Annotated in this window: 11 protein-coding genes; 6 read left to right on the top strand and 5 right to left on the bottom strand. The window is 74.3% G+C overall.

The window, feature by feature from the left end; all coding sequences use genetic code 11:
* Positions 1 to 8: 8 nt before the first annotated feature.
* The 4 genes from ACQEVC_RS19410 to ACQEVC_RS19395 all read left to right on the top strand — a co-directional run bounded on the left by ACQEVC_RS19410 (position 9) and on the right by ACQEVC_RS19395 (position 6,579).
* A complete protein-coding gene (locus ACQEVC_RS19410) occupies positions 9 to 3,851 on the top strand; it encodes a S8 family serine peptidase (protein WP_432879398.1) in 3,843 nt (1,280 codons plus the stop codon).
* Between the two features lie 25 nt (positions 3,852 to 3,876).
* The gene (locus ACQEVC_RS19405; protein WP_432879395.1) at positions 3,877 to 4,770 is read left to right on the top strand and encodes a hypothetical protein; all 894 of its coding nucleotides are present in this window, start codon (positions 3,877 to 3,879) and stop codon (positions 4,768 to 4,770) included.
* Positions 4,771 to 4,990: 220 nt separating this feature from the next.
* A complete protein-coding gene (locus ACQEVC_RS19400) occupies positions 4,991 to 5,866 on the top strand; it encodes a DUF4397 domain-containing protein (protein WP_432879392.1) in 876 nt (291 codons plus the stop codon).
* A gap of 14 nt (positions 5,867 to 5,880) precedes the next feature.
* Entirely contained in the window at positions 5,881 to 6,579 is a 699-nt protein-coding gene (locus ACQEVC_RS19395; protein WP_432879390.1) for a class F sortase, read from the top strand.
* 108 nt (positions 6,580 to 6,687) lie between these two features.
* On the opposite strand, the gene ACQEVC_RS19390 is transcribed toward ACQEVC_RS19395, so the two are convergent.
* The 4 genes from ACQEVC_RS19390 to ACQEVC_RS19375 all read right to left on the bottom strand — a co-directional run bounded on the left by ACQEVC_RS19390 (position 6,688) and on the right by ACQEVC_RS19375 (position 10,022).
* Positions 6,688 to 7,038 (bottom strand): DUF2203 domain-containing protein, encoded by a 351-nt coding sequence (locus tag ACQEVC_RS19390; protein ID WP_432879388.1) that lies wholly within the window; start codon positions 7,036 to 7,038, stop codon positions 6,688 to 6,690.
* A gap of 48 nt (positions 7,039 to 7,086) precedes the next feature.
* Positions 7,087 to 7,905 (bottom strand): pyrroline-5-carboxylate reductase, encoded by an 819-nt coding sequence (proC, locus tag ACQEVC_RS19385; RefSeq protein ID WP_432879385.1) that lies wholly within the window; start codon positions 7,903 to 7,905, stop codon positions 7,087 to 7,089.
* A gap of 182 nt (positions 7,906 to 8,087) precedes the next feature.
* Entirely contained in the window at positions 8,088 to 9,116 is a 1,029-nt protein-coding gene (locus ACQEVC_RS19380; protein WP_318394357.1) for a 6-phosphofructokinase, read from the bottom strand.
* Positions 9,117 to 9,503: 387 nt separating this feature from the next.
* Entirely contained in the window at positions 9,504 to 10,022 is a 519-nt protein-coding gene (locus tag ACQEVC_RS19375; protein WP_432891552.1) for a polyadenylate-specific 3'-exoribonuclease AS, read from the bottom strand.
* A 490-nt stretch (positions 10,023 to 10,512) separates the two neighbouring features.
* On the opposite strand from ACQEVC_RS19375, the gene ACQEVC_RS19370 reads away from it, so the two are divergent.
* Positions 10,513 to 11,205 carry a Crp/Fnr family transcriptional regulator gene (locus ACQEVC_RS19370; RefSeq protein ID WP_101367233.1) on the top strand — a complete coding sequence of 231 codons (693 nt, stop codon included), beginning with the start codon at positions 10,513 to 10,515 and terminating at the stop codon, positions 11,203 to 11,205.
* Between the two features lie 390 nt (positions 11,206 to 11,595).
* On the opposite strand, the gene ACQEVC_RS19365 is transcribed toward ACQEVC_RS19370, so the two are convergent.
* Positions 11,596 to 11,793 (bottom strand): hypothetical protein, encoded by a 198-nt coding sequence (locus ACQEVC_RS19365; protein ID WP_318394356.1) that lies wholly within the window; start codon positions 11,791 to 11,793, stop codon positions 11,596 to 11,598.
* Between the two features lie 246 nt (positions 11,794 to 12,039).
* On the opposite strand from ACQEVC_RS19365, the gene ACQEVC_RS19360 reads away from it, so the two are divergent.
* Complete coding sequence (locus tag ACQEVC_RS19360; RefSeq protein ID WP_432891549.1) at positions 12,040 to 15,594, top strand: adenylate/guanylate cyclase domain-containing protein; 3,555 nt, start codon at positions 12,040 to 12,042, stop codon at positions 15,592 to 15,594.
* Positions 15,595 to 15,621: the final 27 nt, after the last annotated feature.

Below are 15,621 nucleotides of genomic sequence, written 5' to 3'. Positions count from 1 at the left end.
GAGCTTTCGTGGTCAAGCCACCACGTACGGTCGTCGCGTTCGCGGTCACCGTCGCCATCCTGGCCGCCGCAGCCCCGCCGGCCGCCGCCGGGCCGTACGGTGGCGCAGTCGCGCCAGCGGTCCCCTCCGGACCGGCGGCGGCGCACACCGTCACCCTGGTCACCGGAGACGTCGTCCGGCTCAGCACCTTTTCGGACGGTCGGCAGGTCGCCGAGGTGGACGACCGGGGCCCCCGGAAGGGGCTCGGCTTCCAGCTCTCCGAACGGGACGGTGACCTGCACGTCACGCCGTACGAGGCACTCCCGCTGGTCACCGCCGGGCGGGTGGACCCGGCCCTGTTCAACGTCACCGACCTGGTGGCCGAGGGCTACTCCGACGCGGCCCGGTCCACCCTGCCGCTGCTGCTCACCGGCGCCCCCGCCGGACCGGGGCTGCGGGCCGCCGCACCGGCGACCCCGGCCGGCGCCACCCGGCACCGCGAACTGCCCAGCATCGGGGCGATCGCGGTCGGCACGGAGAAGTCCCGGGCCGCCGACTTCTGGTCCGCCGTGACCGGAGGTGCCGGCAACCGGTCGACGGCCGGCCCGACGGCGACCGGGGCCGGCACCCTGGCGAGCGGGTTCGGCAGGCTGTGGCTGGACCGGCGGGTCAGCGCCGACCTGGCCGAGAGCGTGCCGCAGATCGGCGCCCCGCAGGCGTGGCGGTCCGGGTACGACGGCCGGGGCGTGAAGGTCGCCGTCCTGGACAGCGGCTACGACCCCAGCCATCCCGACCTCGCCGGCCGGGTCGACGCGGCGGCCAGCTTCACCGGTACGCCCGACACCACCGACCGGGTCGGGCACGGCACCCACGTCGCCGCCACCATCGCGGGCGCCGGCACCACCGGTCGCACCGGCGACCGGCGGGACGGCAAGGGTGCCGGCGGAAGCGGACCGGGCGGCAAGGGAGTCGCGCCCGGGGCCCGGCTGCTGATCGGCAAGGTGCTCGACGACCACGGGTCCGGAGACCTCTCCGGGGTGATCGCCGGCATGGAGTGGGCGGTGCGCCAGGGCGCCCGGGTGGTCAACCTCAGCCTCGGCGGCCCGGCCGCCGAGGGACCGGACCCGGTCACCGAGGCGCTCGACGCACTCACCGCCAGCTCCGGCGCGCTCTTCGTGGTCAGCGCCGGCAACGCCGGCCCCGGCCGGCGCACGGTCAGCACGCCGGGCACGGCGGACCGGGCGCTGACCGTGGGCGCGGTCGACGGCCGGGACCGGATCGCCGACTTCTCCAGCCGTGGCCCGCGACTCGGCGACGGTGCGGTCAAGCCGGAGATCACCGCCCCCGGGGTCGGCATCGTGGCGGCCCGCGCCGCCGGGACCACCCTCGGCGAGGTGGTCGACGCGGGCCACACCTCGATGTCCGGCACCTCGATGGCCGCCCCGCACGTCGCCGGGGCGGCGGCACTGCTCGCCCAGCGGCACCCGGACTGGCGGGCCGACCAGCTCAAGGCGGCCCTGGTCAGCAGCGCCGTCGAGAACCGGGACACGCCGGTCTGGGCCCAGGGCGCCGGCCGGGTGGACGTCGCCGAGGCCCTGGACCAGCCGGTCACCGTCGACACCGCGACGCTCGCCCTGGGCCGGGTCCCGGCCGGTACGCCGGCCCGGAGCGCCACCGTCGGCTTCACGAACCCCGGTCGCCGGCCGGTCGCCCTCACCCTCTCCGCCGAGGTCCGCGACCTCGGCGCCGACCAGCGGCGGGCGGTCGTCGGCGTCTCGCCGGCCCGGCTGACCGTACCGGCCGGCGGGCGGGCCAGCGCGGTCGTCCGGCTCGACCCGACCCGTACCGCCCCGAACCTGTACGCCGGGGTACTGACCGCCCGGGGCGGCGGCACCGAGCTGCGTACCCCGATCGGGTTCCACGTCGTGCCGCCGACCCGGACGCTGACCATCGAGGCGGTGGACCGCCAGGGTCGGCCGCCGGCCGACTTCTACAGCCGGTCCCAGCTTTTCAACCTGGACACCGGCGAGGAGCACTGGGCGCACTTCGGCGGCGGGCCCGGCACCATCGAAGTGCCGGCCGGCCGGTACGCCCTGACGACCTGGGTGTTCGGTGTGTCGGAGTCGGGCTTCCCGGAGGACGCCACGATGCTCGCCGAGCCGGAGCTGACCGTCGAGGCGGACCGGACGCTGCGGCAGGACGCCCGAAACGGCCGGGAGATCCTCATCGACACCCCGGACCGGACCACCGCCGCCCGGGCCGCGCTGGTCTGGCAGCGGGGTACGCCGGCGGCGACCCTGCTCTCCGGGGAGTCGTTCAACCTGGACACCATCCGCCGGGTGTACGCGGCGCCGACCCGACCGGTGTCGACCGGTACCTTCCGGTTCTTCAGCCGGTGGGACCTGGCCGCGCCGACGCTCACCGCCGCGGTGACCGGCCCGGGCGGCTTCCCGGTGCCGGAGCCGCGGGAGGTCGACGGGGCACCGCTGCTGGACGGCCGGAGCGACGCCCGGCTGGTCGACGGCGGCGACGGTACCCCCGCCGAGCTGGCGAAGGCCGGTGCCCGGGACGCGGTGGTGCTGATCCGGCTCGACCAGGGCGGCGCGGAGGATCCCGGCGTCGCACAGTTGCGGGCGGCCGGTGCGGCCGGTGCCCGGGCGGTCCTGCTGGCCGGGCCGACGCCGGGCTACCACTACGCCAACGGGTATGGCTCCACGGTGCCGGCATACCGGGTGGACGCGGGCGTGGCGCAACGGCTCCGGGAACGGCTGGCGGCCGGGCCGGCGACGATCGCACTCGACGCCGTCGCCCGGTCGCCGTACCGCTACGACCTGCTGCTGACGGAGCCGGGCCGGGTGCCGGAGGACCTGCACTACCGCACCGCCGAACTCGCGCTGGCCACGGTGGAGTCCGAGTTCCACCAGCACGCGCCGGAAATGGTGGCCCGGGAGACCCGGGCCGGCTATCCGGACGGGGTGTCGACCGGGTTCGGTTTCAGCCGGACCATCACCGCCGCGCACCGGCGTACCGACCACGTCAGCACCCGCGGCGTCACCTGGCGGAGCAGCGGAATCCTGGAGGCGTACCAGGTCGGCAACCCGCAGGGGCAGATGTGGGGGCCGCTGCGGGCGTACCGGGCCGGCGAGCGGGTCCGGGAGGTGTGGTTCCCGGCCCTGACCCGGCCCGCCGTGCCGGCGACGGTGACTCCGGACCACGCGTACGGGCTGCCGGTGAACCGGGCGTACGACGCGATCCGGGTCGCCGTCCCGCAGTACGCCGACGGCGCCGCCAGCGCGTACGGCTGGGTCGACGGCCGCTCCGACCGCAGCGAGCTGACCCTGAGCCGGGACGGCAGGGTACTCGGCCGGAGCAGCGCATCGTCCGCCCAGTTCACCGTGCCGGGCGGCACCGGTCGCTACCAGCTCCGGCTCGACGTCGCCCGGGACTCGTTCGCCGGCCGTCCCTGGTGGACCACCTCCACCGCCACCTCGACGACCTGGACGTTCCGCTCCGGGCGACCGCACGGCGACCGGCCGGTGGTGCTGCCGCTGCCCCAGCTCGGCTACGACATCGAGACCGACCTGGCCAACACCGTCCGGGCCGACCGGCCGTACCGGCTGGTGCTGCGCCCCGGCTACCAGCCCGGGGCGACCGGACCCGGTCGGTTCGCGGTGCGCGTCGCGGTCTCGTACGACGACGGGGCGCAGTGGCGGGACGCGACCATCCGGGGCGGCCGGGAGGTACTGGCGACCCTGCCGGCCGCCCCCGCCGGGGCGCAGTTCGGCACCCTCCGGGTGACCGCGGTCGACCGGGACGGCAACGCTGTCGAACAGACCGTCGTCCGGGCCTGGCGGGTGACCGATCTGACCTGAGGCGCGGATCTGCGACGCTGGATGGATGCGAGCGGCGGTCGGCCGGGAGTGCCGGGTTCTGGTGCACAGCCCCGTGCTGTGGTGCGGCCCGCTGCTGCTGGTCGCCGCCGCCGTGCTGCTGATGCGGGTCAACGCGGGCTACCACGACTTCTGGGTCAACTACGACCCGCAGGGCGACGACCAGATCCTGGCCCGCTACCACACCGACGGTGTGCAGACCGCGACCTCCGGGTTCCTGGTCGGGCACCTGCTGGCGCTGCTGCTCGGTGCCGCGCTGGTGCTGGCCGACTACGCGCCGGCCCGACTTGCCGGTCCGGTGCCCGACCCTCGGCGGGTACTGCCCGGCAAGCTGACCGTGGCCGTCGGTGCGGGTCTGCTACTGGCCCTGCTCAACGCGGCGGTGAGTATCCCGCTGGCCGCCTCCGACCTCGGCCCGCCGCCGAGCCGGACCCGGGTCGAGGCGGCCGGGCTCTCCTTCGACCCCGACCTGCTGGCCGATCCCGGGGTACGCCTGACCATCGCGGTCGGGCTCGCGATGTTTCCGCTGCTCGCCGCGGTCGGGGTGGGGCTGGGCGCGCTGGTCGGCACCTGGTCGAGGCTCTTCGCCGTACTGGTGCTCTGGGGGCTGGCGTCGATCGTGGTCGGTGGCGCGGTCAGCCTCTCCGCCCCGCGCCCGCCGGCCCTGGTGTTCGGGCTGTTGCTGGCGGCGTTGCCGATCAGCGGCCACGTCGCCATCGGCTGGGGCGCCGTCGCCGCGTCCCCGGTCGGCAGCGGCGGCGTGCCGACCGGGTATCCCGAACTGGCCGCCGTCGCCGCCCTGGCCGGCGGCCTCGGCTATGCCGCGTTCGGCTACCGGCTCGGCGCGGCGCTGCTCCGCCGCCGCCTCGCCGAGCGGCAGCTCACCCGTCCGGGGCATTGACCCGATCCGACCAGGCCCGGACGGCCGTCTTGGCAGCGCGTAACGATTAGATCACTTAGCGTGGCGCGCTTGCTCCTCCCCCGGGCGCTCGGGACCCTGTCCCCGGCGCGCCCGGCCCCGCCGAACATCCACTCGCGAGCACCGCCGGACGGACGGACCGTGAGTGCGACATTCCGGGCCAGCGGGCCGATACCCTGCCCGCCACATCCCAGGAGGCGTGATGGAGCACCTCGATCGACCTGTCCAGACCGTGCGGCGGATCGTCGCGGCGGCCGCCGCCCTCGGCCTCGGCCTCGGCCTGTCCGCCGCGGCCGCCAGTCCGGCCGGCGGCACGGCCACAGTCGGATACGTCCGGCTGGCCCACCTGTCGCCGGACACGCCCGCCGTCGACGTCTACCTCGGCCCGGCCAGCGGCTCGACCGAACCGCAGGTGTTCAAGGCGGTCGGGTACGGCGTGCTGTCGCCGTACCTGCCGCTGCCGACCGGGTCGTACGCCGTCGCGATGCGCCGGGCCGGCGCGCCGGCCAGCGACGCGCCGGTACTCACCACCAGCGTCTCGGTGAAGTCCGGCGAGGCGTACACGGTCGCCGGGGTCGGCCGGTACGCCGAACTCGGCCTGAAGGTGCTCGACGACGACCTGCGGGCACCCGCCGAGGGCCGGGCCAAGGTACGGGTGGTGCAGGCGTCGGTACGTGCACCCGTGATCGACGTCGCGGTGGCCGACGGGCCGAGCATCGCCGACGCCGTACCCTTCGCCACCACCACGCCGTACCACCAGGTCGAGCCGGGTCGGTCGACGCTGCGGCTGTCGGCGACCGGAGCGAAGGCGACCACGGCCGACGTGTCGCTGCGGGACGGGACGGTCTACTCGCTGCTGGTGCTGGACGCGAAGGCGGGCGGGTTGACCACCGAACTGCGCGTCGACGCGCGCGGCGGAGTGGTGGTGCCGAACGGCGGGGTGGACACCGGGGCCGGTGGCACGGCCGGGCCGGACGATCCGGCGTACCCGCTCGGGCTGGCCTCGGTCGGCGCGCTCGGCGCGGTCGTCGTCGCGGCGGCCGCCAGGTCCGCGCTGCGACGCCGCCGCCACCCGTGACGGCGGTCCGGGCCGTGCCCGGCGGCGTCAATCTGCTGCTCTGCGCGGTCCTCGGGGCGAGCCTCGGCGTCGCACTGACCGCCGACGCGCCGGCACCGCTCCCGACGGCGCTGCCGGGACCGGTCGAGCTGCCGGGACCGGTCCTGCCGCCCGGGACGGTCGCACTGCCGGGGCCGCTCGGGGGGCCGGACTGCCCGGACGGCTGCCCCGGCGCCCCGGCCGGCGCCACCCGCCGGGCACCCAGCGGAGCGCCGACCCGGGTACGCATCCCGCGGATCCGGGTCGACGCCGCCCTGACCCGGCTCCGGCTGGACCGGTCCGGCCGGCTCGGCACCCCCCGCGACTTCGCCGAGGCCGGCTGGTACGCCGCCGGCACCGCACCCGGGGACGTCGGGCCGGCGGTGCTGGCCGGGCACGTCGACTCGACCACCGGACCGGCGGTCTTCGCCCGGCTCTCCGAGCTGCGCCCGGGCGACCGGGTCGAGGTGCGGCGCGGCGACCGGTGGATCCCGTTCCGGGTGACCGGGACCAGCCGGCACGCCAAGGAGGCGTTTCCGACCGACGCCGTCTACGGACCCACCCCCGGCCCGGAACTGCGGCTGATCACCTGTGGCGGCGCCTTCGACCGGCCCAGCCGGCACTACCGGGACAACCTGGTGGTCTTCGCCGTCGCCGAAGCGCCGGTGGTGATCCCCGAGTCGGCCGCCGGCTGAGCCCGGGCCACGACCACCGGCTGAGCCCGGGCCACGACCACCGGCTGAGCCCGGGCCACGACCACCGGCTGACCCGCCCTACGGCCGAAGGCTGAGGCCGGTGGGAGGTCAGACCGGGCGCCGGCCCGAGAAGCCGCACTCCACCCGGTGGTACCACCTCAGGTCGCTGTCCCCCTCCAGCCAGCACCAGAGCACCGGCCGGCCGTCCCGCTCGCCGGGAAAGTCGAGCAGCACCGGGGCGAAGCCCTTGACCTGGATGTCGTGCCCGGTCAGCTCCTCCAGGATGCCGAAGATCCGCGCCTCCAGCCCCTTGACCTCGGCCAGCCCGCCGAGCGGGCTCGTTCCCCGGTCGGTCAGGTCGGCCCGCATCTCGGCCAGGTCGGCGCGGAGCACGATCAGCTCGTCGATCCGTGGGCGCAGCGTCGCGATCAGGTGACGTGCCTGGGCAAGGGTGAACACGCGCACAGTATGGGGCACTCCGGACCCGGATCGGACCGGACGTACGGCTCAGTCGTTCTGCGCCGCGATCTCCCGCGCCCGGTCCCGGGCCGCCTCCAGCGCGGCCAGCAGCGCCGCGCGTACGCCGTGGTTCTCCAGCTCCCGGATCGCCGAGATGGTGGTACCGGCCGGCGAGGTGACCGCCTCGCGCAGCTTCACCGGGTGCTCGCCGGAGTCGCGCAGCATCACCGCCGAGCCGATGGCGGTCTGCACGATCAGCTCGTGCGCCACCTGGCGGGGCAGCCCCAGCAGGATGCCGGCGTCGACCATCGCCTCGACCAGCAGGTAGAAGTAGGCCGGGCCGGAGCCGGAGAGCGCGGTCACCGCGTCCTGCTGGGATTCCGGCACCCGGATGGTCGCGCCCAGCGGCCGGAACATCTCCTCGGCGAGTGCCAGGTGCGTGGCGGTGGCGTGCACCCCGGCGGAGATCGCCGTCATCGCCTGGTCGACCAGGGCGGGTGTGTTGGTCATCACCCGGATCACCGGGGTGCCCTCGGGCAGCCGCCGGGCGAAGAAGTTCGTCGGCAGCCCCGCGCAGAGCGACACGACGAGCTTGTCGGCCGGCACCTTCGGGCCGATCTCGTCGAGCAGCGCGTCGGCGTCCTGCGGCTTGACCGACACCGCGAGGACGTCCGCCTCGGCGACCGCCGTCGGGTTGTCCACCACCCGTACGCCGTACCGGGTGGCGATCTCCTCGGCGCGGCTCTGCCGCCGGGTGGTCGCCAGCAGCCGGTCGACCGGCCAGCCCGCCCGGAGCAGCCCGGAGAGCATCAGTTCACCGATCTTGCCGGTGCCGATCACGGCAACGGTGTGCGCTCCCGGCGCCATCGCTCCTCCTCAGGTGGAAGCCGTCAGGCCATCGCAGGCGGCCGTCAGGCCATCGCGGGCAGCCGTCAGGCCATCGCGGGCAGGCGGCCGCTCGGGCTGGGGGTGGCCGGCCGCGCCCGGCGGAGAGATCGAGCCCGGCCTCCCGGAGCCGGGTGCGGCGGCCACCCCACCACCACGAGTCGTCAGCTACCGAAGAAGACCTCGGCCTCGGTGTAGCGGTCCAGCGGCACGGTCTTCAGCTCCCGGGTCGCCTCGGCCAGTGGAACCCGGACGATGTCCGTGCCCTGCATGGCGACCATCTTGCCCCAGTCGCCCTCGTTGACGGCGTCGATCGCCTGCAGGCCCAGCCGGGTCGCGAGCACCCGGTCGAACGCGGTCGGGGTGCCGCCGCGCTGGATGTGCCCGAGTACGACCGTCCGGGCCTCCTTGCCGGTCTTCGCCTCCAACTGCTCGGCGAGCCACTGCCCGATGCCGCCGAGCCGGACGTGCCCGAAGGCGTCCAGTTCCTGGTTGTGCAGCACCATCTGACCGTCGAGCGGCTGGGCGCCCTCGGCGACCACCACGATCGGGGCGTACTGCTTCTGGAAGCGCTTCTCGACGTAGGTCGCGACCTGGTCGACGTCGAACTGCCGCTCGGGCAGCAGGATCACGTTCGCGCCACCGGCCAGACCGGCGTGCAGGGCGATCCAGCCGGCGTGCCGGCCCATCACCTCGACGACCAGGGTGCGGTGGTGGCTCTCGGCGGTGGTGTGCAGCCGGTCGATCGCCTCCATCGCGATGTTCACCGCGGTGTCGAACCCGAAGGTGTAGTCGGTGGCCCCCAGGTCGTTGTCGATCGTCTTCGGCACGCCGACCACCTGGACGCCGAGCTCGTGCAGCTTGGTGGCGACGCCGAGGGTGTCCTCGCCGCCGATCGCCACCAGCGCGTCCACGCCCTGCTGCGCCAGGTTGGTCTTGATCTGCTCGACCCCGCCCTCGATCTTGAAGGGGTTGGTCCGGGAGGAGCCGAGGATGGTGCCACCGCGCGGCAGGATGCCCCGTACCTCCGCGATGCCGAGCGGCTTGGTCAGCCCCTCCAGGGGGCCGCGCCAACCGTCACGGAACCCGACGAATTCGTGGTCGTAGCTGGCGACACCCTTACGCACCACCGCTCGGATCACCGCGTTCAGACCCGGGCAGTCACCACCACCGGTGAGCACGCCGATACGCATGATCTGCTTCTCCTCCAGGAGCTTCGAGTGAGCCCGTCAAGCCCCAGGGTGAAAGTCAGGTCAGACCGTCGGCGTCGTTGCCGGCCCGGGGCGGGCCGTCATTGCGCACTGTAGTCGCCCGCCCGGGGCCGGACCACCGCGCCCCGGGCAGCGTCGGCGTGGCTGAACCGACGATGTCTCCGGGGTGAACGGGGGCTCGCCCGCGCGGCACCTCGACATGGCCTCGGGGTGGAAGGACCTCCATGATCACCCGCCGGGGGCACCGGTCCGGCCAGAAACGGTCATGAGCGGCGTTCGGTCGGTCCGCCGACTCCGGTCACCCCGGTCGGCGGTTCCGCCGTTGGCCAAGGTCCGGGAGGCGTCAGCCGCGGACGCGAATGATGATCACTAGCCGGTTCCGGACTGCGCCGGCCGGGCGTGCATCGCCTGCCAGCGGGCGAGGTTGTGCCGGGCGTCGACCAGCGCGTCGTGCCGGTCGGACGCGGCGTCCGGCAGCGGCGGGCTACCCCGGTCCTCCCAGCGCTGGCGCAGCTCCTTGGTGAACCGGGGGATCTCCCGGGGCAGCGCCGGCATGGCTCCCCAGAGCTGGGCGAGCGCCACGTGGTCGTACGCCGCGTACCAGGCCCAGAGCTCCAACTTCTCCCCCGGCCGGTCCCGGACCGGCTCGATCAGGAACTCGTAGAGATCGTCCCGGATCCGCTCCCGGGAACGCCACGCCCCGTCGCCGGGCGAGGGCAGCTTGTCCAGGACGTGCCGGCGTACCCACGGCACCGCCCGGGAGTCGTCGAACTCGGTGGAGACCGCGTAGAACTCGCGACCGTACTCGTCGACGACACCGATTGACACGAGGTCGACGAGCCGGCCGTCCTCGATGAACTCGCAGTCGTAGAAATAGCGGTAGACCATCGCCGCCATCCTCGCCCATCCGTCCCGCCGTACGGGAATCGGGGGTGGAATTTCCACCATTCGGCGCCGACGCGCCCGGTGGGGCGACCAGGCGGGGCGGGTCGGCGTGGTGATCCCGAGGTGTCGGCGGATCACCACGCCCTCCCTGCCGGCCCGGCCGGCGCCCCCACGCCGGTCGGCACCCGGGTCCGCCGCGGCCGACCAGCGGGACTGGCTCGCCCTCCGGCCGGTCGCGGCTCCCCCGCCCCCACGTATCCGCCACGCCCCCGTACGGTCCCCACCCAGTAGCGGATCTGAAGTCAGAATGCCCGCTGGTCAGCGGCAGAACTGTCACAGAAGTGATTTGAGGGGTGTACAGCAAGCGACACGACCGTCATGATCTGATGTGTACCGCTACCGGACCCTACCGGTATCAGTTTCACCTTGCTTCGCGGTCGGTTGCGGGTCGGCCGAGAGCAAACTGGGATATTTACCGGGGAGGGGTTGAGCCGTGGAGGTTCGCCTGCCTGAGCCGGGCGACGCCCTCACCGGCGTCGACATGTTCGCCGGCCTGGAGCCCGAGGTGCGCCAACGGGTGATCGCCGCGGCGGTGCCCCGCACCTACCGCAAGGGACAACTGCTGTTCGTCGAGAACGATCCCGGCGAGTCCCTGATCGTGCTGCGTCGGGGAGCGGTCGCGGTGTTCCGCACCGCACCGACCGGCGAGCGCGCGGTGCTCAACGTCATCCGCCCGCCGGACGTACTCGGCGAGGTGTCCCTGCTGGACGCCTCCACCCGGTCGGCGTCCGCCGAGGCCATCGAGGACTGCACCGCCCTGGCGCTGTCCCGTGGCGCGTTCATGGAGCTGGTGCACTCCAATCCGCGCATCCTCGACGCGGTGATGCGGTCGCTGGGCGGACTGATCCGCCGGCTGACCGAGCAGAACGCCGACCACGTCTTCCTCGACCTGCCGGGTCGGGTCGCCAAGACGCTGGTCCGGCTGGCCGGCGAGAGCCAGGCTCCCATGATCACCATCGAGCTCAACCAGAGCCAGCTCGCCGAGATGGCCGGCGGCTCGCGGCAGAGCGTCAACCAGGCCATCGGGTCGTTCGCCAGCCGGGGCTGGCTGCGTACCGAGGGGCGGCGGATCGTGGTGACCGACGTCGCGGCACTGCGCCGCCGCGCCGGCATGGCCGAGCGCTGACCCGTCCGCCGGCCGGTGGCACCGGGCAAGCCCCGGCAGCCACCGGCAGCACCGTCGTCGCCGCGCGGCGGCACCGTCGACAGTGAACCCTCCCGGCCTCCCCCGGCGATGAAGCTTTCCGGCCTCCCCTGGCGGTCCGACGTGGCCGCGGGTATTGGTCGGGGTGGCCGCGCCGCGCTGTCCAGTTGAAACGTTCGGTGTCCGGTCGGCAGGAGCGGCCGGCGTTCCGGGCCCGAGAGCGACGGCCAGCGTTCCGGGCCGGAGAGCGACGGCCAGCGTTCCGGGCCGGAGAGCGACGGCCAGCGTTCCGGGCCGGAGAGCGACGGCGGGCGTTCCGGAGACCGACAACGGTTTCCGGAACGCCCGGTAAGGTGCTGGGCTCCGCGCCGATCAGGTCGCCCCGGGCCAGTTGGTCGTGTCCCGGCTGCCACTGCGGGTCGCCCCCGGCCAGTCGGGATTCTCTCCGCCGACGATCCCGGCGGCCTGGAGCTTCGCCAGGGTGGCGGCGTCCACGTCGATCATGTCCCCCGAGGAGTGGCCGACGCCGTCACCGTCGGTCCATTCCTTTTCCAGTCGGACGTACACCATTGCCCATCTCCCTGATAATCGTCGATCGGTAGGCGCCAATGACTGTATCTTGGATCACTATGGGTGGGACTGTCCGCTAGCTAACAGCCCGGTTCCCGACACCGGGCCGGACGCTGATACTCGGCGGTGGCGAACTCCCGCCCGCGCGACCGCCAGCGGCTCGCCGGAGCCTCCGGCCGGCGGCCACGGCCGGGCGGTACCACCGGAGGTGGCCAGCACGTCCCTTCGACACCGTAGGAGGACGGCATCTCCGCTACCTGCACCAGATGCGGCCGGATCGCCGCCGCCGGCGACCGTTACTGCGGCGGCTGCGGCACCGAGCTGACTCCAACCTGTCCGCAGTGTGACCAGCCACTCGCCGCCGATGCCGCGTTCTGCACGGCCTGCGGCAAGGCCCGGCCCAGCCAGCCCGGCCGGCCGGCCCCGATGTCCCAGGAGGACCGGCGGCGGGTCAGCGTGCTCTTCGTCGACCTCATCGACTTCACCCCGTACGTCGAGCGGGCCGATCCGGAACTGGTCCGGGGGATGCAGACCGCCTTCTTCTCGGCGGCCCGCCGGGTCATCGGCCAGTACGGCGGGGTGGTGGAGAAGTACATCGGCGACGCCGTGATGGCGCTGTTCGGGGCGCCGGTGGCGACCGAGACCGACCCGCTGCGCTGCGTGCGGGCGGGTCTGGAGTTGCAGCGGGTGCTGACCCGGTTCACCCCGACCGGCGCCGACCACCTGCGGTTCCGGGTGGGGGTGGCGACCGGTGAGGCGCTGGTGGACGTGGCCGCTGCCCGGGACGGCGGTCAGGCCATCGTGGCCGGTGACGTGGTGAACACGGCGTCCCGGATGCAGTCGGTGGCGCCACCGGGCGGGGTGCTGGTCTGCGGCACCACCTACGCACTGACCCGGGACGCGATCCGCTACTCGGAGCAGGCGCCGGTGACTTTGCGGGGGCGCTCCTCGCCGACCGAGGTGTGGTTGGCGCTGGCTCCGGTGGACCGGCAGCCACCGGACCAGGAGCCGGACACCACCCCGCTGATCGACCGGGAGCACGAGCTGGGGCTGCTGGTCAACGCGCTGCACCGGTCCATTCGGGACCGTCTGCCGCAGATGGTGACGGTGCTCGGGCACGCCGGCATCGGCAAGAGCCGGCTGGTGCGGGAGCTGTTCCGGCACACCGAGCGGTTGACCGACGAGCCGTTGACCTGGCGGGTCGGCCGCTGCCGGCCGTTCGGCGAGAACGTCACGTTCGCCGCACTGGCCGACATCGTCAAGGCCGAGGCCGGGATCCTGGACACCGATCCGGCGCCGGTCGCCACCCGTCGACTGGAGTCGGCGCTGGTCGAGCTGGTCGGTCAGGGGCCGGCGGACCGGTTGATGGACGCGCTGCGCCCGGTGGTCGGGCTGCCGGGGCCGACGCTGCCGGCCGAGGAGTCCGAGTCGGCCTGGCGGCGGTTCCTGGTCGCGCTCGCCGCCCGCCAGCCGACCGTACTCGTCTTCGAGGACCTGCACTGGGCCGACGAGGCGATGCTGAACTTCGTCGAGCTGCTCGGGGCGTACGCGCAGAACGTGCCGCTGCTGCTGCTCTGCACCGCCCGCCCCGAGCTGGTCAACCGGGAGCCGAGCTGGGCCGGCACCATCACCGGCTCGATGAGTGTGACCCTGCCGCCGTTGCGGGACACCGGCATCGCCTCGCTCTACGGGCACATCTTCGGCCAGGCGGCCTTCTCGACCGACATGCTCAGCCCGCTGGTCGAGGTCGCCGACGGCAACCCGCTCTACGCACACGAGTACGTCCGGATGCTCATCGAGCAGGGCGCGCTGCGCCAGTCCGGCCGGGGCTGGTCGCTGGAGAAGCAGCACGACCTGGCGATGCCGGACAGCGTGCACTCGGTGATCGCCAACCGGGTGGACCTGCTGGACGGTCCCGACCGGATGGTGCTGCTGGCCGCCTCGGTGGTCGGCATGCAGTTCTGGCCGGGCGCGGTCGCGGCGGCGCTCGGCCAGCCGGTCGAGTCGGTGGAGCGGGCGCTGCGCCGGCTGGAGCAGCGGGACTTCGTGCACGAGCAGGCCACCTCGGCGATGGCCGGCCAGCCGGAGTTCCGGTTCCGGCACGTGCTGGTCCGGGACGTCTGCTATCAGCGGCTGCCCCGGACCGAGCGGGTCGCCCGGCACGACCGGACGGCGGACTGGCTGGACGGCATGTCCCGGGGCCGGGACACCGACCTGGCCGAGGTGCTGGCCCACCACCGCTGGGCGGCGCACGAGATCGCGCACACCCTCGGGGTGGACACCGAGCGGTACGCTCCGCCGGCCCGGGAGGCCCTGCACCGGGCGGCCCGCCGGGCGTACGCGCTGCACGCGCTGGACGCGGCGGCCAACCACGCCGGCCGGGCGCTCGGGCTGGCCGACGACAGCGACCCGGTCGGCCGGCTGCAACTGGAGCTGCTGCTCACCGAGATCTCCTACTTCCGGGACGGCACCGCCTTCCTGGCCGGCGGCGGCACCGACCAACTGCACGCCCTCGCGGACCGGCTCTACGCGTACGACGAACCCGGCGGCGCGGCCCGGGCCTGGACGCTGCTCGGCAAGGCGGCCTGGCTGCGGGCCGACCGGGCCGAGGCACTGTCCTGTCTGGACCGGGCCGTCGAGCTGTTCGACGCGCTGCCGGACACCGCGCAGAAGGCGGACGCCTACGCCGAGCTGGGCCGGCTGCACATGCTCAACTACGAACGCGACCCGGCGGTGGCCGCGGCGGGCGCGGCGGCCGACATCGCCGAGCGGCTCGGCCTGGTCGAGACCCAGACCGACGCCCGGATCACCGTGGCGACCGCCCGTTACCAGTCCGGCGACCGGGCCGGGCTCGACGAGTTGCACACCATCCTGCGGTTCTGCCAGGACCACCAGCTCGTCGTGCTGCCCCGGGTGGTGCGCAACCTCTCGCACGTGATGCGGGAGGAGGGCGACTGGATCCGCGCCGACGAGCTGGTCGCGTCCTGCCCGGCGCTGGCCGAGGCCGAGGCGCTGTCGACCGGCGGCTCGGCGGAGGCGGTGCGCGCGTACTACGAGGGTGACGTCGGGCGGCTGCTGACCGTCGCCGACGGTTTCGTGGACACCCCGGCCGGCCGCTGGGACATGCAGGTCCGCGGGATGCGGGCGTACCTACGGGTGCTGCGCGACGAGCCGGTGCCGGGCGGGACGCCCACCGGCCGTCCCGGGGTGGCCGCCCCGGACGACGTGACGGACGCGCTGGAGACCGCCCGGCGCAGCGGCTTCCACCGGTTGCACTGGAACATGCTGGGCCTGGGCGCGCTGTGCCGGGCCCTGCAGGGGCGTACCGGGGAGGCAGCGGAGCTGCTCGACGAGCTGGCCGAGTCGTGGGCGACCGTGCCGGCCCTGGCCAGCGGGGAGTGGATTCCGGCCGCCTCGTACGCCGCCGCGCTCACCGGCCGGGACTCGGCGGTACGCGTCCGGGAAATGCTGGACGCGGTCACCCACTCCACGCTCTGGGTGGAGGCGGCGGTGCGTACCGTGACAGCCGCACTGGCCGGCGCGGACGGCGACCATGCCCGGGCCGGGCAGCTCTACGTCGCGGCGGCCGAGAGCTACGCGCGGATCCCGGACCTCACCGACCGGATGGTCGGGCTGGCGCTCGCCGCCGGTGAGCTGGCGCTGGCCGGAGACGACTCGGCCGCCGAGGTGGCGCTGGCCGAGGTACGCGCCTTCGCGCTGCGCAACCGGGTGCCCGGCCTGCTCCGGGTCGGCCACGGTCCACCGGCCCAGAGCGCCAGTACCCCGATGCTCGCCTCCTGAGCTGCCGGCCGCCGCTGCCCCGGGCCG

Source organism: Plantactinospora sp. CA-294935 (genome assembly GCF_050936445.1).
Taxonomy (GTDB): Bacteria; Actinomycetota; Actinomycetes; order Mycobacteriales; family Micromonosporaceae; genus Plantactinospora.
This window is presented reverse-complemented; position numbering and strand designations above follow the sequence as displayed.

Excerpts from the sequence above, each read along its gene's own strand:
- ACQEVC_RS19380 (WP_318394357.1), bottom strand. The coding sequence starts at position 9,116 with ATGCGTATCGGCGTGCTCACCGGTGGTGGTGACTGCCCGGGTCTGAAC.
- ACQEVC_RS19405 (WP_432879395.1), top strand. The coding sequence starts at position 3,877 with ATGCGAGCGGCGGTCGGCCGGGAGTGCCGGGTTCTGGTGCACAGCCCC.
- proC (WP_432879385.1), bottom strand. The coding sequence starts at position 7,905 with ATGGCGCCGGGAGCGCACACCGTTGCCGTGATCGGCACCGGCAAGATC.
- ACQEVC_RS19400 (WP_432879392.1), top strand. The coding sequence starts at position 4,991 with ATGGAGCACCTCGATCGACCTGTCCAGACCGTGCGGCGGATCGTCGCG.
- ACQEVC_RS19365 (WP_318394356.1), bottom strand. The coding sequence starts at position 11,793 with ATGGTGTACGTCCGACTGGAAAAGGAATGGACCGACGGTGACGGCGTC.
- ACQEVC_RS19375 (WP_432891552.1), bottom strand. The coding sequence starts at position 10,022 with ATGGTCTACCGCTATTTCTACGACTGCGAGTTCATCGAGGACGGCCGG.